At 42.4% G+C, this 24689-nt stretch carries 22 protein-coding genes; 16 read left to right on the plus strand and 6 right to left on the minus strand.

From position 1 onward, the window contains the following. Positions 1–15: 15 nt before the first annotated feature. On the plus strand, positions 16–1158 hold the full coding sequence (locus tag DX873_RS09415; protein WP_116184197.1) for an alpha/beta hydrolase: 1143 nt from the start codon (positions 16–18) through the stop codon (positions 1156–1158). A gap of 55 nt (positions 1159–1213) precedes the next feature. Next, entirely contained in the window at positions 1214–2575 is a 1362-nt protein-coding gene (gene radA, locus DX873_RS09420) for a DNA repair protein RadA (protein WP_116184198.1), read from the plus strand. Here the strand turns inward: radA and DX873_RS09425 are convergent, their stop codons facing one another. Both DX873_RS09425 and DX873_RS09430 read right to left on the minus strand, forming a co-directional pair. Continuing rightward, positions 2576–3616 carry an aldo/keto reductase gene (locus tag DX873_RS09425; RefSeq protein ID WP_116184199.1) on the minus strand — a complete coding sequence of 347 codons (1041 nt, stop codon included), beginning with the start codon at positions 3614–3616 and terminating at the stop codon, positions 2576–2578. A 63-nt stretch (positions 3617–3679) separates the two neighbouring features. Continuing rightward, positions 3680–4444: an exodeoxyribonuclease III gene (locus tag DX873_RS09430; RefSeq protein ID WP_116184859.1), complete on the minus strand. Its 765-nt coding sequence runs from the start codon at positions 4442–4444 to the stop codon at positions 3680–3682. A gap of 124 nt (positions 4445–4568) precedes the next feature. On the opposite strand from DX873_RS09430, the gene DX873_RS09435 reads away from it, so the two are divergent. The 11 genes from DX873_RS09435 to DX873_RS09485 all read left to right on the plus strand — a co-directional run bounded on the left by DX873_RS09435 (position 4569) and on the right by DX873_RS09485 (position 17912). After that, positions 4569–5087 (plus strand): hypothetical protein, encoded by a 519-nt coding sequence (locus DX873_RS09435; RefSeq protein WP_116184200.1) that lies wholly within the window; start codon positions 4569–4571, stop codon positions 5085–5087. A 32-nt stretch (positions 5088–5119) separates the two neighbouring features. After that, entirely contained in the window at positions 5120–5671 is a 552-nt protein-coding gene (locus DX873_RS09440; RefSeq protein WP_116184201.1) for a cysteine hydrolase family protein, read from the plus strand. Between the two features lie 42 nt (positions 5672–5713). Continuing rightward, entirely contained in the window at positions 5714–6820 is a 1107-nt protein-coding gene (locus tag DX873_RS09445; protein ID WP_116184202.1) for a Gfo/Idh/MocA family protein, read from the plus strand. A 31-nt stretch (positions 6821–6851) separates the two neighbouring features. Next, positions 6852–8912: a TonB-dependent receptor family protein gene (locus tag DX873_RS09450; RefSeq protein ID WP_116184203.1), complete on the plus strand. Its 2061-nt coding sequence runs from the start codon at positions 6852–6854 to the stop codon at positions 8910–8912. Positions 8913–9118: 206 nt separating this feature from the next. After that, a complete protein-coding gene (locus DX873_RS09455) occupies positions 9119–10924 on the plus strand; it encodes a hypothetical protein (protein ID WP_147296638.1) in 1806 nt (601 codons plus the stop codon). A 135-nt stretch (positions 10925–11059) separates the two neighbouring features. Further along, complete coding sequence (locus DX873_RS09460) at positions 11060–12046, plus strand: metallophosphoesterase family protein (RefSeq protein WP_116184205.1); 987 nt, start codon at positions 11060–11062, stop codon at positions 12044–12046. 50 nt (positions 12047–12096) lie between these two features. Continuing rightward, positions 12097–12639: a hypothetical protein gene (locus tag DX873_RS09465; protein WP_147296639.1), complete on the plus strand. Its 543-nt coding sequence runs from the start codon at positions 12097–12099 to the stop codon at positions 12637–12639. Continuing rightward, complete coding sequence (locus DX873_RS09470; protein ID WP_116184207.1) at positions 12636–13100, plus strand: hypothetical protein; 465 nt, start codon at positions 12636–12638, stop codon at positions 13098–13100. Before DX873_RS09465 ends, DX873_RS09470 begins: the two co-directional genes overlap by 4 nt. Before the next feature lie 228 nt (positions 13101–13328). Next, complete coding sequence (locus DX873_RS09475; protein ID WP_116184208.1) at positions 13329–16523, plus strand: VPS10 domain-containing protein; 3195 nt, start codon at positions 13329–13331, stop codon at positions 16521–16523. Between the two features lie 119 nt (positions 16524–16642). After that, complete coding sequence (locus DX873_RS09480; protein ID WP_116184209.1) at positions 16643–17059, plus strand: hypothetical protein; 417 nt, start codon at positions 16643–16645, stop codon at positions 17057–17059. Positions 17060–17279: 220 nt separating this feature from the next. Beyond that, on the plus strand, positions 17280–17912 hold the full coding sequence (locus DX873_RS09485) for a hypothetical protein (RefSeq protein WP_147296640.1): 633 nt from the start codon (positions 17280–17282) through the stop codon (positions 17910–17912). Between the two features lie 53 nt (positions 17913–17965). On the opposite strand, the gene DX873_RS09490 is transcribed toward DX873_RS09485, so the two are convergent. After that, entirely contained in the window at positions 17966–18175 is a 210-nt protein-coding gene (locus tag DX873_RS09490; protein ID WP_116184211.1) for a hypothetical protein, read from the minus strand. A 238-nt stretch (positions 18176–18413) separates the two neighbouring features. Here DX873_RS09490 and DX873_RS09495 point away from each other — a divergent pair, with 238 nt between their 5' ends. Further along, the gene (locus DX873_RS09495) at positions 18414–19016 is read left to right on the plus strand and encodes a DUF998 domain-containing protein (protein ID WP_116184212.1); all 603 of its coding nucleotides are present in this window, start codon (positions 18414–18416) and stop codon (positions 19014–19016) included. An 8-nt stretch (positions 19017–19024) separates the two neighbouring features. Here DX873_RS09495 and DX873_RS09500 read toward each other — a convergent pair whose 3' ends face one another. Both DX873_RS09500 and DX873_RS09505 read right to left on the minus strand, forming a co-directional pair. Next, a complete protein-coding gene (locus DX873_RS09500; RefSeq protein WP_116184213.1) occupies positions 19025–20566 on the minus strand; it encodes a glycine--tRNA ligase in 1542 nt (513 codons plus the stop codon). 36 nt (positions 20567–20602) lie between these two features. Continuing rightward, positions 20603–21499, minus strand: a complete 897-nt coding sequence (locus DX873_RS09505) for a hypothetical protein (RefSeq protein ID WP_116184214.1) — start codon at positions 21497–21499, stop codon at positions 20603–20605. A gap of 35 nt (positions 21500–21534) precedes the next feature. Here DX873_RS09505 and DX873_RS09510 point away from each other — a divergent pair, with 35 nt between their 5' ends. Continuing rightward, positions 21535–22236 carry a ComF family protein gene (locus DX873_RS09510; protein ID WP_181899460.1) on the plus strand — a complete coding sequence of 234 codons (702 nt, stop codon included), beginning with the start codon at positions 21535–21537 and terminating at the stop codon, positions 22234–22236. A 67-nt stretch (positions 22237–22303) separates the two neighbouring features. Further along, positions 22304–23923 (plus strand): Ig-like domain-containing domain, encoded by a 1620-nt coding sequence (locus tag DX873_RS09515; protein ID WP_116184216.1) that lies wholly within the window; start codon positions 22304–22306, stop codon positions 23921–23923. On the opposite strand, the gene DX873_RS09520 is transcribed toward DX873_RS09515, so the two are convergent. After that, complete coding sequence (locus DX873_RS09520) at positions 23910–24683, minus strand: nitrilase family protein (protein ID WP_116184217.1); 774 nt, start codon at positions 24681–24683, stop codon at positions 23910–23912. The genes DX873_RS09515 and DX873_RS09520 overlap by 14 nt on opposite strands. Positions 24684–24689: the final 6 nt, after the last annotated feature.

A 24689-nucleotide genomic window follows, 5' to 3' on the forward strand; every position in this document is an offset into this window, starting at 1 on the left:
CAAAAACATAAAACCATGAAAAAATGTCTATTCCTGTTAATAGGCTTAATCTGTTTCAATCTTGGAGCACAGGTAAAAAAAGAGATTTTTGAGTCCTTCAAACTTCAAGAACGCAGGGATGTTTCCTATTACTTTCCCGAGGACTATTCCGAAGAAAAAAAATACCCACTTCTGGTTGTTCTCGATGCCGACTACCTTTTTGACCTGGTAGTCGCCAATTCAAAATTCTATAGCAGCCAGGGACGTATGCCGCAAGCCATAGTTGTGGGAATTCATCAGTCTGAAAATGATCTTAGATGGGAAGATTGTGATTACGATGAGACTTCTGGTCTCCCGAATGAAAAAGGAGCCAATTTTTACGAATTCCTAGGAACTGAAATCATTCCCTACCTGGAAACAAGCTATAACATAGCACCTTTTAAAATGTTTGTTGGGTATGATATCACCGCCAACTTTGGGAATTACTTTTTGTTCAAGGACAGGTCTTTCTTTAATGCATATTTGAGCATTTCACCAGTATTAGCCACAGAAATGGAAAGCAGGGTTCCTGCCAGACTATCTGCGTTGGATCAAGAAATTTTCTATACAGTTGTAGTGGAAAAAGAAAAAACGGACGACAGGCAACGTATCCTTCAAATGAACCATTCCATAAAATCCATCAACAAGGAATCCCTACACTATTCCTTTGATGAATATGAAGATGCCGACCACACTTCCATTGCTGCCTACGGAATAAGCAAAGCTTTTGACAACATCTTCAATGTATTCAAACCTATTAGTCCAAAAGAATACAAGACCCAAATATTGACTTCCGATGAGCCTGCTTTCAGCTATTTGGAAAACAGGTACAATACCATTAAAAAATTCTTTGGGTTTGAAAAACCGGTGGAGCTCAACGATATCATGGCCATTTATGCCGCTTGTCTTAAAAAGGATGATTTTGAGTCGTTGAAACCCCTGGCAGAACTCTGCAAGAAAGAATTTCCAGATACCATGATGGGTTTCTATTTTGAAGGTGAGTATTATGAAGAATTGGGCGAACCTAAAAAAGCATTCAAGACTTTTGAAAAAGCATTTCAATTGGAAGAAATCGATTTTCTAACCAAGGATATGGCCCTTGAAAAAATCGACGCATTAAAAGCAGACTTCGGATACTAAAAGACCTATTTCTTTATTGGACTTTGCTATCTTAGCCAAAACCGAACCATAGGTTATGGCCAAGACCAAAACAGCCTTTTTTTGTCAAAACTGTGGCACCCAATATGCAAAATGGGTAGGTCAGTGTACCTCCTGTAAGCAATGGAATACCATTGTGGAGGAAGTGGTACAAAAAGAGGAAAAAAGAAATTGGAAAACTGATACATCCACCGCAAAACGAGCCTCTAAACCCTTAAGGGTTTCCGAGATTACCCATGAAAAGGAGCTTAGGATGGATACCTTGGACCAAGAATTCAACAGGGTTCTTGGAGGTGGTTTGGTTCCAGGATCCCTAACCTTATTGGGCGGTGAGCCAGGTATTGGAAAAAGTACGCTTTTGCTTCAAATTGCCTTAAAGTTGCCCTACAAAACACTGTATGTTTCCGGGGAAGAGAGCCAAAGGCAGATTAAAATGCGGGCCGATCGTATTCAACCCAATAGCGAAAATTGCTTTGTGCTAACAGAAACCAAGACCCAAAGTATTTTTCAGCAAATAAGTGCCCTAGAACCTGATTTGGTGGTCATAGACTCCATTCAGACTTTGCACACAGACTATATCGAATCTGCTGCCGGAAGCATTTCCCAGATTCGGGAATGCGCTGCTGAGCTCATCAAATTTGCCAAGGAAAGCAACACCCCGGTCATTTTGGTAGGGCACATAACCAAGGATGGCACCATTGCAGGTCCGAAGATTTTGGAACATATGGTGGATACCGTACTTCAATTTGAAGGCGATCGCAATTATGTGTATCGTATTCTGCGTTCCCTAAAAAACAGGTTCGGCTCCACTGCGGAACTGGGCATTTATGAAATGCAGGGAAGCGGCCTTCGAGAAGTCAATAATCCGTCTGAAGTTTTGATCTCCAAGAACGATGAAAATCTTAGTGGCACAGCCATTGCCGCCACAGTAGAGGGTATGCGTCCACTATTGATTGAAATTCAGGCATTGGTTAGCACCGCAGTTTATGGAACCCCCCAGCGCTCGGCAACAGGATTTAACGCCAAACGATTGAATATGCTTCTGGCCGTTTTGGAGAAAAGGGCCGGTTTTAAACTAGGGGCAAAAGATGTCTTTTTAAACATTACCGGAGGTATTTCTGTGGATGACCCGGCAATAGATCTCGCAGTGATGGCGGCCATCTTATCCAGTAATGCAGACATTCCAATTGAGAAAGGAGTATGTTTTGCTGCAGAAGTGGGTCTGGCAGGAGAAATTCGTCCTGTTCAACGCGTAGACCAGCGTATCCTTGAAGCTGAAAAATTGGGCTTTACCAAAATCCTTGTCTCTAAAAACAATAAAATGGGCTTGAAGAAGACTTCCATCCAGGTGGAACTGGTTTCCAAGATTGAGGATGTGGTAGAAGCCCTATTCGGATAACTACGGAGCCGGATTCGGAATTTCCTTGTGGATGGCCTCAATCCCGTCCAACACCTCATCAGAAAGGTCCACATCAATACTTTCAATATTTTCCTTGAGCTGCTCCAATGTGGTCGCCCCAATAATATTGCTGGTCAAAAAAGGCCGGGTATTTACAAATGCCAATGCCATTTGTGCTAAACTGAGGCCATGTTCTTGGGCCAATTGCTGATATTTTCTGGTGGCCTCGGTAGCGGTGTCACCACTGTACCTGCTATAATTCGGAAACAAGGTCATCCTTGCCTTTCTTGGAGGTATTTCGGTTAAATACTTGCCGCTCAACACTCCAAAACCCAATGGTGAATAGGCCAATAACCCAATACTTTCTCTCATGGACACTTCAGATAGGCCCACTTCAAAAAGTCGGTTGAGCAAGCTATACGGATTTTGTATGGTCAACATTCGCGGTAAATCTTGATGCACTTTGCTTTCTTCCAGAAAGCGCATTGTTCCCCAAGGTGACTCATTGGACAGTCCCACATGTCTAATTTTTCCTTCAGCAACCAAGTCGCGAAGCGTCTCCAGTACCTGATGGATGTTATCTTCCCAAACATCGATGATATGGGCATCAAAACCACGTTCTCCAAAGTAGTTGGTATTTCGTTCGGGCCAATGCAACTGATAGAGGTCAATATAATCTGTTTGCAAGCGCTTGAGGCTTCCCTCTACCGCCTGCACCAAGGAATCCTTACTGAAACCTGTAGTCCTAATATGTTTGGTAAAATCAGCTCTTCCAGCAATTTTTGTGGCCAATACCACTTTATCCCTGTTACCAGTTTTCTTGAACCAATTTCCAATAAACTCTTCGGTTACCGCATACAGCTCCTTTTTGGCCGGAACAGGATATAGCTCTGCAGTATCAAAAAAATTGATGCCTTGATCCAAGGCATAATCCATCTGTTCATGACCCTCCTCTTCTGTGTTCTGACGACCCCAGGTCATGGTTCCCAAACAAATCTTGCTGATTCTTATATCAGTATGCGGAATGCGGGTATACTTCATAGTTTCATAGCTTAAAGACTGGTAAAATTATATGATTCCAGTCACCAAAGTTTAAAGCAATTGTTATTTTTCGACCTCGAGCAGGATAGGACAGTGATCACTGTGCTTGGCCTCCGAAAGAATGACAGAACGTTTTAGTCTATCCTTAAGGGATTCATTGACCATGCCATAATCCAACCGCCAGCCTTTGTTATTGGCCCTGGCATTGGCCCTGTAGCTCCACCAGGTATAATTATGGGGTTCTTTGTTGAAATGCCGGAAGCTATCAATAAACCCACTATTGATAAAATTTCCGATCCATTCCCGTTCCACGGGCAAGAATCCCGAAACATTTTTGTTCCGGACCGGGTCATGGATATCAATCGCCTCATGGCAAATATTATAGTCTCCACAAACGATTAGATTTGGACGCTCCTTTCTTAGCTCATCAGCGTACTTTTGAAAGTCGGCCATGTACATCAATTTGTGCTCCAATCGGGCTATATTGGTCCCAGAGGGCAGGTACATGCTCATCACGGACAAATCTCCAAAATCTGCCCTAAGATTTCGACCTTCATGGTCCATATAATCGATTCCTGTACCGTACTCAACATGATCGGGCTGCTCTTTGCAAAGCAATGCCACTCCACTATACCCTTTTTTTTGCGCACTGAACCAATAATGATGAGGATAACCTATCTCTTCCAAGGCGGAAACATCTACCTGTTCCTTCATGGCCTTGGTTTCTTGGATACACACCACATCTGGGTCAACCGATTTTAACCAATCGGTAAAACCCTTGTTCATGGCCGCTCGGATTCCGTTCACATTGTACGATACTATCTTCATCTTAAAATTTTGCCTAAAAATAACCATTGCATTTCGGTTCTTAAAATGGTCTTTATTCACACATGCCGTAACTTTGTTTTTGGAACGCTTGTTGATTATCATTTGGGACATTAAACTCACAATCATGAAAAAAATACTGCTTTTGGGCATTTTCCTATCGGGACATTTTATCATGGCCCAGGCATATCCCCGTTTTGACAATAGCAATGAATTGAAGTTTAATATTGGACTTTTTTTGGCCACAACTACAGTGGAAGGTTCCTACGAATACTATTTTAGTGAAGACACCAGTATCGGAGCTACGGTGTATTTTGATAATGACGCTACTACGGACTACAATGGCAATTTTGGAATTGGACCCAATCTACGAGCCTATTTTGGCTATCAGCCCCGTAGTGGTTTCTTTGCAGAAGCCTTTGGACTTTATTATACCGGAGAGGATGATGAACTTGGAGAAAATGACCCAAGAAACCAGGAGTATAGTACCGTAGCACTGGGATTGGGACTGGGCAATAAGTGGTCTACCCGCGATCAGAGATTCACGCTCGAAATCTTTGGGGGATTTGGCAGGAACATTAACCCTGAAGATTTTCAGGATACCTTCATGTACCGAGGAGGATTATCAATCGGATTCAGGTTTTAATCCGTAATTTTAAGGTCTAATTCCACCTTAAAATGACCGCCCTTTTACTTATCGACATTCAATTAGGTCTACAACAAATAGACTTTTATGGTACAGAACGCAACAATCCCCAAGCCGAAACCAATTGTAAAACAATATTGAGCGCTTTCAGGGAAAAGCAACTGCCCATTTTCCATATCCAGCATTCCTCCACAAATCCTGAGTCTCCTTTACATCCATCCAAAAAAACCTACGCGTTCAACCCCTTGGTCCAACCCGAAGGAAACGAACCAATTATTCAAAAACATGTGAACAGTGCATTTATTGGCACAGACTTGGAAGAACGCTTAAAATCCCAAAACATAACTGATGTGGTCATTGTAGGCCTTACTACGGAACACTGTATTTCTACCTCAACTCGAATGGCCGCCAATCTTGGATTTAATGTCACCCTAATCGCTGATGCCACGGCAGCTTTCAACAAAAAAGGAGTGAACGGCGAGGATTTTAGTGCGGAACTTGCCCATAACATTGCCCTGGCCAATCTTAAGGATGAGTTCGCCAAAGTTGTGGCCATGCAAACTTACTTGGGGCAACTTGGGTAATTCCTTCTTATTTTTATAAGATTATCATTAAACCCATAGTTCATGCAACGCATATTCATCATAATAATTCTCTATTTTCTTATGATTCCCCATTCCGGATTTTCTCAAGAACAACCCTTAAGGGTTGGGGTCGCAGGACTCACCCATACCCATGTGCACTGGATTCTGGGCAGGGAGGATATTGGCGATATTGAAATTGTGGGTATTGCCGAACCCAACAAAGATTTGGCCCAACGCTATGCCGAACAACACGGTTTTTCCATGGATTTGGTGTACGATACCTTAGAAGAAATGATTTCCGCCACAAATCCTGAAGCGGTAACCGCCTTCGGCACCATTTATGATCATTTAAAAGTGGTGGAAACCTGTGCCCCAAAAGGTGTTCACGTAATGGTTGAAAAACCACTTGCAGTAAACGTGGACCACGCTCAAAAGATGGCCACATTGGCAAAAAAACACAACATCCATTTGTTGACCAATTATGAAACAACTTGGTATCCCACCAATCATAAAGCCAAGGAACTGTTAGATCAAGGGAAAATTGGTGACCTCCGAAAGGTCATTGTTAGGGATGGTCACCGCGGGCCTGTGAAAATAGGAGTGAACAAAGAGTTTTTAGAATGGCTGCAAGACCCAATCCTTAACGGAGGTGGAGCAATCACAGATTTTGGCTGTTATGGAGCCAATTTAATGACCTGGCTAAAAAACGGCCAGCGACCTAACACGGTCACCGCAGTGACCCAGCAAATGCAGCCCGAAAACAATCCCAAAGTGGATGACGATGCCACCATTATTTTAACTTATGATGATTCCCAAGCCATCTTGGAACCTTCATGGAATTGGCCTATGGGAAGAAAGGACATGGAACTCTACGGTCTCACTGGAGCTATTTATGCAGATAATCGAAATACGCTTCGTATTCGGATGGCAGAAGGGTACGATGGTTATGAGGAAGAACAGTTTACCTTGGAGGAGCTCGCATCCCCAAACAATGATCCTTTTGCTATGCTGGCGGCTGTAATCAGGGGCAAACTGACCCTTTCCAAACATGACCTTTCCTCTTTGGAAAACAACCTCATTGTTGTGGAGATTTTAGATGCCGCTCGTAAAAGTGCCCAAAAAGGGAAGACCATTAAACTGAAAAACTAATTTCTGGAAATTTCATGCTACCTTCACCCGCATGAAAATTTTCCGCCCATTTCTATTCATATTTTTTACGACCACATTGGTTGCCCAGGAGGTCCAATTAGATTCGGTTACCCAGCTCGATGAAGTCATTGTATTGGAAGACGCCGTTCCCAAAAAAGCTACAGGGATTACAGCCTCATCCATTGTAGGTCCATCAACTTTTGAAAAATTCAATCCGGTGGACATTGCTTCGGCAATTAACCAGATTTCCGGGGTATACATTCTATCTGGAGCACTCAACACCAATAGGATTACCATTCGCGGTGTAGGCGCAAGAACACCATTTGGAACGGATAAACTTCGATTGTATTTCAATGGCATTCCCGTGACCAATGGTACGGGTTCATCCACCATTGAAGCATTCGATTTTGAAAACCTGGGTGCCGTGGAAGTCATCAAGGGACCCAAGGGTACCACCTTTGGTGGTAATCTGGGAGGTGCAGTGCTTTTGAACACCTTACCTTCCGAAACCAACCTTACCCGAATCAGCAATTCATTTACGATTGGCTCCTACAATATGTTGAAGGACAACCTTTCCTTCAGCCATCAAGAAAAAAACTTCAACCTTAGATTGAGTTACAATCATTTGGAAACAGATGGATTCCGACAAAATAACGGGCTTACTAGGGATGGGGTGTTATTGAATACCAACTTCAACCTAAACGCGAAAAGTGAGTTGGGTATCCTCATCAATTATATTGATTTTAGAGCTCATATCCCCAGTTCACTCAATCAAACCGATTTCTCTGAAAATCCCAGATTGGCCGCTGCCAATTGGTTGGCTGCCCGTGGGTTTGAGGACAATAAATATACCCTCACAGGATTATACCACAACTGGCAGATTACGGATAAGTTCAAAAACACCACCAGTATTTTTTACACTTATTTGGACCATTACGAACCCAGACCTTTCAATATTTTAGATGAAATCACCAACGGCTATGGCTTTCGAAGTTTGTTTGAGGGAAATTGGGGGACCTTCAATTACAGTTTTGGCGGAGAACTATACAAAGATGAATACGAATGGAGCACTTACCGTAATCTGTTCAGGGACAATGATGGTGATGGCAGTCTGCAGGGCAATCAATTAAGTCAAAATAAAGAGTTTCGGACCCAGTTGAACCTTTTTGGCACGCTGATGTATCCTTTTACTGAGGATTTCTCAGTGCAGTTGGGATTGGGCTTCAACCAAACGGATTACGATTTTAGAGACTTGTTCAACACAGGAGATGAAAATACCTCCGCAGAACGCAATTTTGACCCCATTCTGCTTCCTAGCGTGGGACTGCAATATCAGTTTGAAAAAGGTCAGCTTTATGCCAATGCTAGCCGAGGGTTTTCCAATCCCAGCCTTGAGGAAACTTTAACACCAGATGGAATCATTAATCCTGATATTGCCCAGGAGACCGGTATGAGCTACGAACTGGGTGGACAGTGGCGCCCCATTGGCAGAAAACTATCCCTTGGGTTAGCTCTTTATCACATGAACATCAATAATTTGTTGGTCGCGCAACGTGTGGGAGAAGACCAATTTATTGGTCGGAATGCCGGGGAGACACGCCACCAGGGACTGGAACTTGATGCCAAATACATTCTGCGTCTCTCTGAAACGTTGGTGCTCTCACCTTACCTGAGTTATACGCTAAACGACCATAGTTTTGTGGATTTTGTGGATGAGGACAATGACTTTTCAGGCAATCCGCTCACAGGGGTACCCAAGCACCGGGTCAGCTCTGGATTGACAGTACATCATACCAATGGATTTCGTCTGAACCTTACCCACCAATTTGTGGATGAGATTCCGCTTACAGATGCCAATACCCTGCGCAGTGAATCCTTTAATGTGTTCCATGCCAAGTTAAATTACCGCAGTCAATTGGGCGACCATTTCTCATTGGGTCTGAATGTAGGAATCAACAACCTTTTCAACACCAACTATGCCCAAAGTGTATTGATCAATGCAGTAGGGTTTGGAGGCTCGCTCCCACGCTATTTTTATCCTGGCAACGGACGAAACTATTATGGAGGGTTGCGATTGGGGTATTCCCTATAATTAGTGCCAAACAATAATATGTTCTTTTGGGTATTGCTTTTTTTCGACAATCAAAAATCCAACTCTTTGTTTATTAAGCCATAGTTTTCATTCATAAATTGAAACGGGGCGTCCATGAACCCAAAATGGCTTCCGCTAAATTCACTGGGGAAAAAGTAAGAGATATTTTAAAAATTGTGTTGTTAACCAATTTAAAATCATCTCTCATGAAAAAAATATTCCTATTCACAATCTTTTTTGTTTTTGGTTTGGCAAGTACACAAACTATGCAGGCCCAGTTGTTGAAAAAAATTAAAAAGAAGACCGAAAAAAAAATTGAAAATACTGTTGATGGTAAAAACAATTCAAAAAAGTCAACTCCCAAAGTCAACAATGAAAACTCATCCAAAGATATTTCTTCCAGTAAATCAACCAAAACTACCATTCCAAAAAAAACAACCAGCAGTAGTACTGGAGATGCTCCCCCTTCATGGGTTGATACTAGTAGGGCAAGGAATGCTTTCTGGAAAGAGGAAATTGCCCAAAAACTGTTGAACGTCACGGGTGTGGAACCCTACAAGAGCAGTTTTGCTTGGAATAAAGCTAAGAGTTTTACGGAAGGATACAACTCAATAAAGGAAACAATAGCAAAAGCGGAACGGCCAGATGTCGCAGCCGATCTCGTAGATTTTATTGACCTTCTCTTAGACCCAGAAGAGTTTGATACCAGATTGGCCGATTTCAATGAAAAAATGGAAGGGCCTTTTTCCTCTACAAATTTCTGGAAGGAAACCAAAAAAACCATCTTAGAATGGAAAAAAGTGGCATTGGACTGGAAACAATCTCCAGCAGTTCACTTCAACAGAGAGGGTATTCCCTTTGAAACGAGTGTGGATTATCTTCATTCCGTTACCATTGATACCATTTCCAACGAGGATTACTTCGATTTGAAATTTGATATAGTAGATGGTAAAGAACCCAAGTTTTTACGTTTTACCACAATCATGGACCTACACAAAAAGGAATATGAAGGTGACGGTTTTAAAATTTCCGCATTGGATGATGGATATTACGTTGTTACTATTGATAAAGCCTACAGAGTAGTGTTTGGACCTAACGCAAAAGGGGCTAAAAAAATTGAAGATTCTTTAGGTCCCGTTTTCCCGGAAAGCTCTATGGATGATTGTGTAGTATGTGCCGAAATTACAGGGACAACCGGAAGTATATTGATGACAACCGAAGGTAAACCCACAAAATCAAAAGGAATTGATTTTTATAAAGGGGATGAGCCCTGGGATGGAATCTCCCCAATCTATGCAAGATTCGTGCTACCTGAAACACCTGAAAACATACGTTCAAAAACAAATCCATGGACTAAAAAAGACATCTATTTGCGTTGGTATGTAAAAGGAGAAAAAGAAAATATACAAATGGGGTGGAGTCCAGATGATATTGCCAATGCAAAAGACCCTACGTTCTGGTATAGAATGTATGATGGTGTTGACAAACAGATACTGCCCCCAAGAACTTTTGAATATTTGCACTATGTCCTGATGCGCAAGGGAGCAGGTGAGTATACAGTAGTGGGCCAACTCTTTATGAAGGAAAGGGATGACCCAACGGGTCGGTCTGAGAAAATCCTAGCAGTCGGAGAAAAGCCGGTGAATCTTTCCGCTAGCGCCTATAAAAAACTTTTTGTAAACCCAAAAGTGGGTATAGGAGCCTATAGACCTCCTAAGTACACAGGTGCCGCCAATGCTTCTATAAAAGCAGCTGTGAGAAAAATGTACCCAAATGTTAAAAGCACCTATATGTCAGAAAACAATGAATGGAAATGGGTTCTACATCCCATTACGGGAGTCAGGATGTACCAAGTAAATCATGGAGTTGTGACAATAGTTGACCTCAATGAAGAGAAAAGGAAAGGAGGTTTCTATATCAAATTGACCGCCAAAAAAGACGGAGCGGTATACTCTATTGTGGGGGAAGAAGAATATATAGAAACTTCTATGCAAAACTTCAATATCAATTGATTTCTTATCCAAATCTTGTTGAAGAACCCGCTTTTAGCGGGTTCTTTTTGTGTCACTTTCAATCACGTTAGGTGGTTTTACTTTGGATATTCCTGCGGGATTGGGTAGGTTTATGTCACTAAACCAAAAAGTGACATGAAAACTCGTCTCCTCCTATTCTGCTCCGTTCTTTTTCTTTTCAACTGCAAGGTCAACAATGAGCCTACGCCAAAAGAGCCTGTATCACAATTTGAACATGATGTTCCCGAAGGGCCCAAACCTTGGACCAGTGATGTTTTTGAAGAAGGAGAAGAAGATTTCACCTTTGGTATCATTTCCGACCTTAATGGTGGGGAGCGCGAAGGTGTCTACAGCACTGCAGTGGCTCAATTGAATATGTTGGAACCCACTTTTGTACTCAGTGTTGGAGACCTTATTGATGGCGGCACTGAAGACCCCGAGCAACTGACCAAAGAATGGGATTCTTTTGACCAACGCACAGCCAAACTCAATATGCCATTCTTTTACCTAGGGGGTAATCACGACCTTACCAACCCCATAATGCGTGAATTCTGGAAAAATCGTCTGGGTCCACGTTACTACCACTTTGTTTACAAAGATGTATTGTTTCTGATGATGGATTCCGAAGATTACACCGAGGAACGTATGATGGAAATCTACAAGGCCCGAGCCATTGCATTGAAAATCATTAAAGGAGAAATGGAGGGTACATACGAGGAATCTGAATACTACCACATGCCAGAACGCAGATTGGGCGCCATGGGACAGGAACAATTGGACTATTATAAAGCAGTGCTTGAAAAATATCCTGAGGTTAAATGGACTTTTGTGCTCATGCACAAACCCCTTTGGATGCGCGAAGATGACAAAGGTCTGGGTAAATTGGAGGCATTGTTAGCGGACCGCCCCTATACGGTAATCAATGGACATTTTCATTCTTTCTCCCACCAAGTGCGAAACAACAGGAGCTATACCATTTTGGGCACTACGGGTGGTGCCCAACACGAAGGAGACTCCCTCTCCTTTGACCATATTACCCTGGTGCGCATGGCCAAAACGCCTGTTGTCTCTCATATTAAAATGGAAGGCATTTTGGACGAAACCGGGAATTTGCCAAAATAATATCCCTATATCCATTGAGGGTGCTAGTGGCAAACAAAGAAATCATCAATATGAATAAGACAAGGTTATTTATCTTTTTTATGGTTCTTTCGGGAATATTTTTTTCCTGTAATCAAGAAAAACAAAATCAAGCTGATTTAGAGCTTATAGAATCGGGATGGAAATCGGTATACCAAAATGATGAGAACGGAAATCGACTAGCAGGAAGTATAGATTCTTTAATAGTTGGGATTAGAAATGGGTACGATGTAAGAGTAGGCTGGGGCTGGGAAAGAGAAAGAGCAGATTCTATTCTTCGGCTCGAGCATATGGCAGAGCCCTTGTTCCTAACTGTAATTCAGGAAAAAAATGTTACTGCTGTTATTGATGCGCATCCCTTATTACAAAGCTATATTGATGTGGATAATCAAAAAATTGGGGAGGGAGGACACATTTGGCAGTGTGTTTTAACCACTAAAGGTACTTTTAATGCGCAGGTCCATAATCGTTCAACAGGTGAATTGATCAAAGACTGGCCTCAACGACATAAAATGACTTGGTTTCTAGAATACCCGTCTAATAAAGCCAAGGAAAATAAACCATTATTTAGATGAAAACATTTCTTACAATCCTAATCATATTCGTTTCAACTTTTTGTTACTCACAAGATAAATGGGAATTGGTTTATGAAAATGATGCTGAGGGAGCAGTTGTCACGGGAGAACTAAACGATTTGATATCAGCAATCCAAAACGGACAGAACATTCGAATCTATTTTAAAATGGCAAGACGTAGCAATCCGGAAATTTATGTAGAACACACCGCCTTGGTTAAGTTCACTACTGTAATGAATTCGCCCAATGGTCAATTCGTTACCGGTCAAATTGACCCAATAGTGGGTCAGATTCCAGATTATGAAAAGGGATTGGTACTGCTCAAGGAAAATTTGGAGTGGTCCCTGATTGCATCAAGTAATGGTAACAATGATACGATGACCAGAGATGTAATCACTGGAGAAATTGTTGGGCACAAAATAGTGAAATGGGGCACAAAATGGTTCGTAGAAAAAAGATAGTCGACCCCTAGAATGACAAAAACCATTATGGAAGGATACTGTTGAACTGTCTTTCAGTACAACAATAACCATTATGCATCATATTAGAGTTATATGGATATGCTTTATACCTATATAACCAAGTTGGCTACAATAAAAAATTAGTTAAGGCTATTTTCTCAAACGAAGTTTTCTTTTGATGCCAGTTTTTGCTAGCTTAGGGAAATCGTAACCGACACTCATCCTCTTATGAAAACAACTATCCTTGGTTTCCTAGCTTTTATTCTTTTTCTACCTACCAATACTTCTGCTCAGCAGCTTTCTGCCAAGCAGATGGATCAATTGAAATTCCGACATATTGGTCCTGTCGGCAACCGGATTATCTCCGTCACCGGTGCTGCAGGAGATCCTATGACCTATTACGTGGGTGCAGCTTCAGGAGGTATTTGGAAAACGGTGGATGGCGGCCTAAACTGGAAGCCTGTTTTCGATAAACAACGTGTGCATTCGATCGGAGCGCTTGCATTGGCCCCCAGTGAACCGGAGGTAGTTTACGCCGGAACGGGTGAGTCTTTTATTCGATCTAATGTTTCTATTGGAAATGGTGTTTGGCGCTCTACCGATGGAGGAGCCAACTGGACGCATCTCGGACTCGAGAATACGGGAAGAATCAGTCGAATTATTGTGCATCCCACAAATCCAGAAGTCGCTTATGTTGCTGCCTTAGGGCATGGCTATACGCCGCAACAGGAACGCGGTATATACAAGACTACCGATGGTGGTAAAACCTGGAAGCAGGTACTCCATGTCGATAAACGTACAGGGGCTTCGGATTTGGTCATGGATCCATTTAATCCTCGGATTCTCTTTGCGGGAATGTGGTCCTTGGAAATTCGTCCTTGGACCCGAAAAAGTGGTGGTCCTGGAGGTGGGATATACCGATCACTTGACGGTGGTGAAACCTGGGAAAAATTGAAAGGCAAAGGATTGCCAAAAGGAGAAGTGGGTAAGATTGCCTTGGCGATGACACCCGCCCAACAAGGAAGGCTTTATGCTTTGATCGAAACTGGAGATGGCATCCCGCTGGATGGTGAACCAACAAATACCGGGGAGCTCTGGCGTTCAGAAAACAGAGGAAATACATTTGCCCTGATCAATTCAGATAGAGACCTGACAGGCCGTGGGGCTTACTATACGCGATGCACAGCATCACCTGACAATCCCAACGAAATATATTTCTTCTCCGCAGCGTATGCTACGAGTATTGATGGTGGAAAAACCGCTACCTTGGCGAAACCTGGAACCGCTCCCAACTGGGACCATCATGAAATGTGGGTAGATCCCACCAATGGTAATCGGCAGATTGTAGTGGGTGATGGTGGACTGTCCATTAGCCATAACCGTGGGAAATCCTGGCATAGGGTACAATTACCCGTAGCTCAACTGTATCATGTAACTACGGACACAGCAATACCATATAATGTGCTCACGAACCGGCAGGATGGCCCTTCCATGAAAGGCCCAAGTAGAAGTCGTATGCAAAGCTTTTTTGGCGGTTTTATTCCTACGGGTATGTGGCACGATGTGGGAGGTGGAGAAAGTGGTTTCGCTACCGCTGACCCGACCGATCCAAATATCGTTTGGTCCAGCGCATCAGGATTTGGTGCTTTGGGAGGCGTAGTCACACGATTTAATGAAGAAACCGGGCAGTTTAGACAGGTGGAAGTATGGCCTGAACTGACGGCAGGTATGCCCGCTGCGGACGTCAAATACCGTTTCCAGTGGACATTTCCATTGCTTATCTCACCACATGACAACAACACAGTTTATGTGGCAAGTCAATATGTACATCGAACCACAAATGGCGGACAGAGCTGGGAAATTGTCAGCCCCGACCTTAGCCTTAACGACCCGAGTAAGCAACAGTTTTCAGGAGGGTTAACCGGAGACAATATCGGCGTGGAATATGCCAACGTGGTTTATGCACTGGAAGAATCCCCGCTGAAGCAAGGCCTGTTATGGGCAGGTACCAATGACGGTTTGGTGCATATGAGTCGGGACAATGGTGCTAATTGGACCAATGTGACGGCTAAAATCCCTGGAATGCCCACATACGGAGCCGTGCGGAATATTGAGGCTTCCAAACATGCCGAGGGCACAGTGTATCTGACGGTAGATGCGCACGAGATGGGAGACTTTACTCCATATGTCTACAAGAGCACCAATTATGGTACGAGCTGGACTAAAATCACAAATGGGATTCAACGTGGCAAGTTAAGCTATTGTCGAATGATCAAGGAGGATCCGATAAATCCCAATTTACTGTATTTAGGTACCGAAAATGCTTTGTATTTCTCCTTGGATAAAGGTGCTAGTTGGCAATCTCTTATGACCAACCTACCTTCCAGTCCTATGTATTGGATGGATATTCCAGAACATTTTAATGATTTGGTGGTGGGCACTTATGGCCGTGGTATTTGGATTCTAGATGATTTGACCCCTCTTCAGCAATTCACTGCCGAAGTGAAGAATTCAGCCATGCACCTCTTTAATCCAAAGGATGCTTACCGATTGCAACCGGTCTCTATGGTGATGCAGTTCTTCAAAGAAGCTTCTTTTGGTGATGACCCGCCAGCTGGCACATCGCTTCATTACTGGCAATCAGGGGAAGTGAAAGACAGTGTTTCCCTAATGATAGCCGATGCGAATGGCAAAACAATCAGAACCCTTAAACACAAAGGTAAACCGGGTATTAATCGTGTATGGTGGGACTTTAAGGAAGATCCAAGCACAAAGCTGGTTTTGCGCACCAAACCCTTGTATGCTCCGTGGATTCAATTATCAGAAAAAAGAACCCGAAAGTCGCTGGTGCCCCCCATGTCTTTATTAGCTAGTCCAGGAACGTACACGGTGAGCCTTAAAGTAGGCGATGAAATGCAAAATCAAAGTTTTAGATTGCTGAAAGACCCCAATACTGAGGGCAGTCTAAGTGATATAGCAGCCCAAAAAGAACTTCTGGATAAAATCTGGGTTGATTATGAGGCGATTTCCAAAACGGTGAATGAGGCAGAAAAAATACGTAGACAACTGAAAGATATGCTTCCGCTACTTGAAGGCGAGAGGGCCGATCAAGTGAAAAAACTCGATAGTACAGCGACGGAATTAGAGAATAAGATGATCCAACTGAAGCATACGGGCAAGGGGCAGGATGTGATTCGATTACCGGGCATGCTCATGGAAAAATTGGGCTATCTGGCAACTACCATTGCTGTTGCTGACTTTAAACCGGCAGATCAGTATGTGGAAGTATATCAGAAACTTCATACGGAGTGGACAATAGTTCAACAAGCTTGGAACCAATTTAAAAAAGAAGAAGTAGCAACCTTTCAGAATACCATGCAGAGTAATGCCGTAGGGCCATTGATTATAAGTTCAGAGGAGTAGTCCTCACAGATTTCAGGTAATTAAGTGATGGTTGGATTTCTGTCTGGGCATTTCCTATGGAAATGTCTGGAACTAAATCATAGCCGAGACCGTTGTAAGCAGTGTAAACCCAATTTTGGATGACAAATAAAAAAATTTACCGATACACTAATGTTGAACTTTTGGACTTGATTAAAAATGGGCAAAACAAAACATTGGTGGAAACGGCAAAATCGGAATTGGACAAACGGAACTTAACGGATGAAGAACTAAAAGTAGTGGAATCAGAATATGTAAAGTATTTGGAATTTAAAGAAAAACGCAAGGACGAGCCATTAACCCGAGACGAATGGATTTCTTTTTTCTTTCTGCCATTTCTCACACCGCATCCCAGTTGGAGAAAGGACCACTTTTCTGAATCGGAATTTCAGCGATTTGTAAAATACGGGTTCGACAAAAAGACAAAGCAAGCTTCCGAAGTGAAAATGCTAGGGTTTTTATTTTGGTTCGTGATAATAATCTTGGGACTTGTGGTAGCTCGATATTTAAATCTGTAAAACTTAAAACACTGCATACAACATGGGCTATAAGTAATGCTGGCTTATGTGCTAAACCGAAGTTTCGGCTTGCTCTTCTGTTCGCAGTTTAGATATTTATGAAACAAAAATTAAAAAATATTAAAGCGGCTCGTTAACGTTCGTGCAAGATTGAAAACTACCGCTTTTCAATCCCGCACTACTCATAGCCGAGACCGTTCTAGACAATTAAAAAGTAATAATGAAATTTAGAATAATATTTTCACTTTTCTTGTTAACTCACATATCATCATATGGCCAATACGATTGGAAATACGGAGAACTAGTGCTGAAAAACAATGATACAATAAAAGGCTTTATACAAATACCCATGATTAGCAGAGGGACTCTAACTAATTCCAAAAAGATAAAGTTTAAAGAGAACCTTGAAGGAAAAATAACAAGATATGACCACACCTCTGCAAATAAATTAATATTTAAGGACTTAAACAATGAAAATTCTCTTTTCGAATATATAAGAACTTCACCAAGCAAGGTGCAATTATTTAAGAGAATTTATACAGGTAATAAAATTAGATTGTACGCAAGAATGGTAAGTGATGTAAGCCACTCACATCCAGATGCCAATGGCTTTGTACAGAAAACAGTGTGGCGTCCTTCTGATTTTAACGAATACTATGCACAAAGAAAGTATGAAAGAAATGCTACCGCATTAATAAAAGTAATGGGGCCATTTGTGTTTCAAAAATCTTTCAGTAAAAACGCAATGAAATACTTTGCAGATTGCCCAGATTTAGTAGCAAAACTTAAAAATAGGACTTTAAAAGAATCTGACTTGTTAAGTATTATTCAAGAATATGATGAATGTGAGTAAAACTGTCTACAACAACAGCCATAATTCACCAGCCCAACAACGGTCTAGCGGGTTTACAGTTCTGTACCACACCAATTCAACACCCTCCCCAAACCCTTTAAGGTTTCCACCGCACCTTGTATTTCGTGTTGGGTAAATACCTCTTCTTCCAGATAATGCAACATATAGATTAGTTCATTTAACCGCTGGATCAGTCGTTCTGGACTACCATAGGTGTCCTCGATCCAGAGATTCAATTGTGCTATTTGTCCCGATGTTAACATGGGAGCAAACTACATTAAAAAACAAGGGTTTATTACTACTAATTAGTAGCGTCACCCTGAATTAAATTCAGGGTCGCACTTGCAGCATCTAAACCATGGGATGCCGAAACAGATTCGGCATGACTTTCACTCAATTTCCAACAAGCAATTTAATCAACTTCACCTGTGGCACCATCACCCTGAACCTTTTTGGTAACAAGTTGGGGCTTTAATCGTCTCCCTACCAAACCTTAGCGTCATGTCAACACAAAAATTTCTTTGGACGGGTTGGGCTGCGGCCCTTCTTTTTATCTTGGGCACTACCCTTTTGGGGTACCTTTTACCAGATTACAATGCCATTTCCCAGACTGTAAGCGAAATTGGGAAAATGGGTTCGCCCTTATACCAACAGTTTCAATTGTTCAGCATAGCTGTAGGGGTACTGGTCCTCCTGTTTGCGTTGTCCCTCATTTCCTTTGCCAAACGTAACGGCTTATCCGTGGTTCCTGGCGTGCTGTTATTGTTGGGTGGAGTTGCCGAGCTGGGTCTAGCAATTTTTGCTTCGCCCCATCCACTTCATAACGTTTTTGGGCTATCGCAAACCATTCCCTACATGGCGCCACTGTTCTTTGGCATACTTTGGAAAAGCAAAATCAAAAGTTCCTTTAAAATGGTCTCGTTCTTGACCTTTGCACTGATTGTATTAGGGATATTCCTAAACCTATCACCTTTGTTTGCTCCCACACTCTACCCCTTGGAATATTACGGTATTGTACAACGGTTCTTGCTCTTTGTATTCTACCTGTACCTAGCGTTTGTAAGCTACAATTCCATTTTCTTTCTAAGAAAGAAAACTGCTTAGAATAACGGTTAGATACGTTGCAGCCAGTAGCGCATATCAACTTCTTTGGAAACAATGTCCTTAACTTCTTTTAAGGCTACGCGTTGCTGCTCCATGGTGTCCCGGTGACGAATGGTCACGGTGTCATCCTCTAAAGTCTGATGGTCCACGGTAATGCAGAAAGGCGTTCCCGCAGCATCCTGTCTTCTATAACGACGACCTACAGCATCTTTTTCATCATACACTACATTGAAGTCCCACTTAAGCTCGTCCACCAATTTTTGGGCCACTTCTGGAAGGCCATCACGTTTAAGCAAGGGTAATACGGCCGCTTTGTTGGGTGCCAGTACCGCTGGAATCTTCAGTACGGTTCTGGTGGTGCCGTTCTCGAGTTCCTCTTCTTGCAGGGAATTGGAGAATACGGCCAGGAACATACGATCCAGACCAATGGAAGTTTCCAACACGTAAGGCACATAGCTCTTGTTCTCCTCTGGATCGAAATATTGTAGTTTTTTGCCTGAATATTCCTCATGGCTCCCCAAATCAAAGTCTGTTCGGGAGTGGATTCCCTCGAGTTCCTTGAACCCAAAGGGAAATTTGAATTCAATATCGGCCGCTGCATCCGCGTAGTGGGCCAGTTTTTCATGGTCATGGAAGCGATAATTGTCCTCTCCCATACCCAAAGAAAGGTGCCAGTTCATCCGCTTTTCCTTCCACTTTTCGTACCACTCCTGTTGCGTTCCCGGTTTGATGAAAAACTGCATTTCCATCTGCTCAAACTCCCGCATACGGAAGATGAACTGACGGGCTACAATCTCATTTCGGAATGCTTTCCCGGTTTGAGCGATTCCAAAAGGAATCTTCATCCGACCCGTTTTTTGTACGTTCAAAAAGTTAACAAAAATCCCCTGTGCGGTCTCAGGCCTCAAGTAAAGATCCATAGCAGAATCTGCGGAGGCACCCAATTTGGTCCCGAACATGAGGTTGAATTGTTTTACATCAGTCCAATTTTTAGAACCGGATAATGGACAGGCAATTTCCAACTCTTCAATCAAAGCCTTTACGTCGGCCAAATCTTCATTTTCTAAAGATTTGCCCAGCCGCTTGAGGATACCATCTGCCTTAGCCTGATAATCCAGCACGCGTTGGTTGGTCTCCAAAAACTGTTTTTTATCAAAACTGTCCCCGAAGCGTTTGGCGGCCTTCTTTACTTCTTTGTCAATCTTGGCCTCGATCTTGGCCACGTGGTCTTCGACCAAAACATCGGCACGGTATCTTTTTTTGGAATCTTTGTTGTCTATCAAGGGGTCGTTAAAGGCATCTACGTGTCCAGAGGCCTTCCAGGTGGTGGGATGCATAAAAATGGCCGCATCTATGCCCACAATATTGTCATTGAGCTGCACCATGGCCTGCCACCAGTACTCCCGAATGTTCTTTTTTAGCTCTACACCGTTTTGACCATAATCATAAACTGCACTGAGCCCATCATAAATCTCACTGGATTGGAACACATACCCATACTCCTTGGCATGGGAGATTACCTTCTTAAAAACGTCTTCTTGATTTGCCATGCGGCAAAAATAGAATATTACCCTAAAAGAAATAAGCTATTTCAACTGAAATTCAGTGGACGCCAAGAGTCTTTCGTCCTCAAAAACGTTAAGGGTATAAATTCCCTCAGCAAGGGATGCTTCGGGTACGGTAATGGCATCACAGACACTGATCTCTTTCCCTGTGTAAACAATCTCTACTTTTTTACTGTAGGTATTGCCACTTACCGAGATGGTGTTAGCGTTATCCTCTATCACCTTCATATTAGGGTCCAAAAACTGTAAGTACAGAATTTTAACATCCCCGCGTTCATTGGAGTCACTCAAAATTGTAACACACCCCCTTAGTTTTTCAATTGTGGAAGCTTTGTTGGTCTTTATGGGCCGCCCCGCCCTTAACCGGAATCCGCTACCTTCGGCATCTTGTAGTTTAAGGTAGCTTTTTATACGTAATTCCCTTGTAAGCTCCTTGTTGGTCTCCCGTAACAATGATTCTGTCTGCTCCAAAGAACTGGCTTTCCCCCTAAGGTCTTCCAGTTGTTTGCGTGTTTCTTCATATCTGCTGGCCAACAAACTGTTGTTGTATCGCAAAAAGTTGTTCTTGAGCTTAAGGCTATCAAACCTAACCTCCAATTTGCGTAGTTCTTTTCTTGTCTCCTTAAGTTTGGTAATGCTGAAGTTCAATCTTCCTACCGAATCCAAAAGTTGTTCTACCCTAAAGCGCGAAGTCTGTAATTCGATGTCGTTTACCTCGTTAAGTCCTGACAAGCGATCCACTTCGGCCTTCATAAGGGTAAGATCCTTGACCAAAAGGGATTTTTCCTGTTCTAAAAAGAGCATTTGGTTTTTGGATTGGGCGTAGCTGTAGTAAAAGGCAATCAATATCCCCACAATCACCGCAACAAGTGCAGCAAAAATAATCTTGTAGTTGAAATTGTTATCTTGGGGGTTCATGGGTAACAGACTACTAACGCGTAAAATAAGATTTGATGCCTAAAAGGTTGGCTAAGATAATAAACGAGATCAACACCATCCTATTGCCAAAGGTATGTTTTGGATGTAATACCCAATTATCCAGAGGAGAACACATCCTATGTACCGTTTGTCGACATGATATGCCACTCACCGATCATAACTTTGACGATGAAAACGCTGCAGACCGCATATTTTATGGAAGAATTCCTATAAAAAAGGCCGCTTCCTTTGTGTTTTTTTCAAAAAATGGGATGGTAAAGACCCTTTTGCACTGGTTAAAGTACAAAAAACAAGAGCACATAGGTTCGTTTTTGGGCGAATGGTGTGGTGCGCTCATTGAAAAGGAAAAATCCCTAGAAACCGTTGATGTTGTGATTCCGGTTCCCTTACATTCCAAAAAACAAAAGAAAAGAGGGTACAACCAAGTGGCCCTTTTTGCCCAAAAAATAGCAGAGTCCATTAAAGCCGACTACCGTGATGATGTATTGGTACGGACAACCAATACCAAGACCCAGACCAAAAAAGACCGGCTACTGCGATGGGAAAACACCCAAAAGGCCTTTGCCTTAAATCCCAATACCAAAATGAGGTTTAAGCATATACTTCTAGTTGATGATGTGATTACCACGGGTGCCACCATAGAGTCTTGTGCCAAGGTCCTTTTTAAGTTGGAAAAGGTATCGGTTTCCGTGCTGAGCATTGCCATGGTTCCGTAGGGTTAAAATTTGTGAATGAGGGCCTCAATTTTCAAATTAGTTGTTTCTTTGTCCCACATTATTTAAGATGGTCCATCTAAAAAAATTGTTGAGCTTTGTCTTCCTAATTTTATTGGGACTTACGCTGTTCCAATGTGCCAACCAGGGAGGTCTCCCTTCGGGAGGGCCGAAAGATGTAACCCCTCCTGAGTTGATTAGGGCCGAACCGGACAATTTTTCCACCAATTTTAAGGCAGAAAAAATCCGCTTGTACTTTGATGAATTGATCAAGCTGCAAGATGTACAGAATCAATTGATTGTTTCCCCTCCCTTTAAAAATGCCCCAGAAATTAAACCTCTCGGTGGTGCAAGCAAGTATATTGAGATTGTCATAAAGGACACCCTAAAGGAAAATACCACCTATACCTTAAATTTTGGACAAAGCATTGTCGACAATAATGAAGGTAACCCGAACAGTTTTTTGAGCTATGTTTTCTCCACTGGTGACTATATAGATTCTTTAACGCTTTCTGGAGCCGTGAAGGACGCCTTTAACCGGTCGGCCGATGATTTTATCAGTGTGATGCTCTATGAGCTGGATACCGCCTATACCGATTCCACCGTATATAAAAGCCCTCCTTTGTACATTGCCAATACCTTGGACAGTCTTCCAATCTTTAACCTTAAAAATCTTAAAGAAGGTCGTTATAATTTGGTTGCGCTAAAAGATGTGAACAAAAACAATCTCTTTGACCAAGGGCAGGACAAAATCGGTTTTTTGTATGACACTATTACGCTTCCTACAGATTCGGTCTATGTGCTGAACCTGTTCCGGGAATCTCCGGCATACCGAGTTTCGGTCCCTAGCTATGTGGCCAAAAACAGGGTTATTTTTGGGTATCAAGGTAATCATGAAGACATTCAAATAGAGACCTTGACGGACTTGCCCGACTCTGTTCGAACTTTGGTCCTAAAGGACAGAGAAACCGACACCTTGAACTACTGGTTGACCCCAACCGATATTGACTCGATAATATTCACGGTCAGCAATCCAAAATTAGAGGCCATTGACACTTTTACCGTCAAAACCCGAAAATTGCCCTTGGACTCGCTGCAGCTAAGCCCTTCAAAAAGTGGAAAATTCAATTTTGGTGACTCGTTCAGTATTTTGTCCAATACGCCACTTACAGAAGTGGATACCACCAAAATAGTTTTTTTCAAGGATACCCTCATCGCTTCTTATCGACATTCCTTGGATTCCATAAACAACAAGCTGGATTTTGATTTTGACGTGGAACCCAATCAGAGCTACTCTTTTAATTTGTTACCAGGTGCACTTACCGATTTCTTCGGAATGCAAAATGACTCCCTGGATTATAGGCTTTCGACGGGAAGCTATGCCGATTATGGTAACCTTCGGGTAAGAATAGGAGGCTCTTTCCAATATCCAATGATAGTGCAACTGACCAACGAAAGGGGAGAAACCCAACGGGAAATCTGGGCAGAAGAAGCTCAACTTTTTGAATTCAACAACCTAACTCCGGCAAAATATATGATTCGTGTGATTTTTGACGATAATGGAAACGGAAAATGGGATACTGGGAACTACCTAAAAAAACTGCAGCCTGAAAAAGTGAGTTATTATCCAGATGTAATTGATGTTAGGGCCAATTGGGAACTGGAACAAAACTTTATCATTTCAGACTAAATTCATCACGGTCTTGAAGGAACTTGAGCTTGTTCCTGTTGAAATCAATATGCTCCTTGTCCAAAACCGCATAGCATATTCCCTCTTCATTTGAGAATACCACCTGATTGCCTAAGGCATCATAAACAGCAGAATGTCCGGGATATTTATAACCCAAGGCATCTTCGCCTATACAGTTTACCCCAACACTGTATGCCATGTTTTCTATGGCCCGTGCTTTTAATAAAGTATTCCAGGCATCAATTCTTGGTTTGGGCCAATTGGCCACATAGATCAGTGCATCATAATCCTCCACATTTCTAGCCCATACAGGAAACCGAAGGTCATAACAAATCAAAGGGCACAACCTAAATCCTTCGTATTCAACAATCAACTTGCTGTTACCCGATGTATAAACGGCATCTTCACCTGCCAAGGTAAAAGTGTGTTTTTTGTCGTACTGCTGAAATGTACCATCTGGATGGACGAAGTACAGACGATTGTAGTTTTTTCCATTCTCTGAAAAGACGATACTCCCTACTAGCGCAACACCACAATCCGTGGCCATTTTTTGCATCCATTTCACAGTTTTAGGCCCCTCGGATTCTTTTATGTTCTGGGGAGACATGGTAAACCCTGTAGAAAACATTTCAGGCAAAACGACCATTTGGGTATCCTCCGAAAGAGAGTTAATCTTTTCGGAGAACATTTTCCGATTTGCTTCGGGGTTTTCCCAATGTAAACTGGATTGAACCAGAGCTAGTTTCAGAGTTGTGCTCATCTATTT

The organism is Flagellimonas nanhaiensis (genome assembly GCF_003382275.1).
Classification (GTDB): Bacteria; Bacteroidota; Bacteroidia; order Flavobacteriales; family Flavobacteriaceae; genus Flagellimonas; species Flagellimonas nanhaiensis.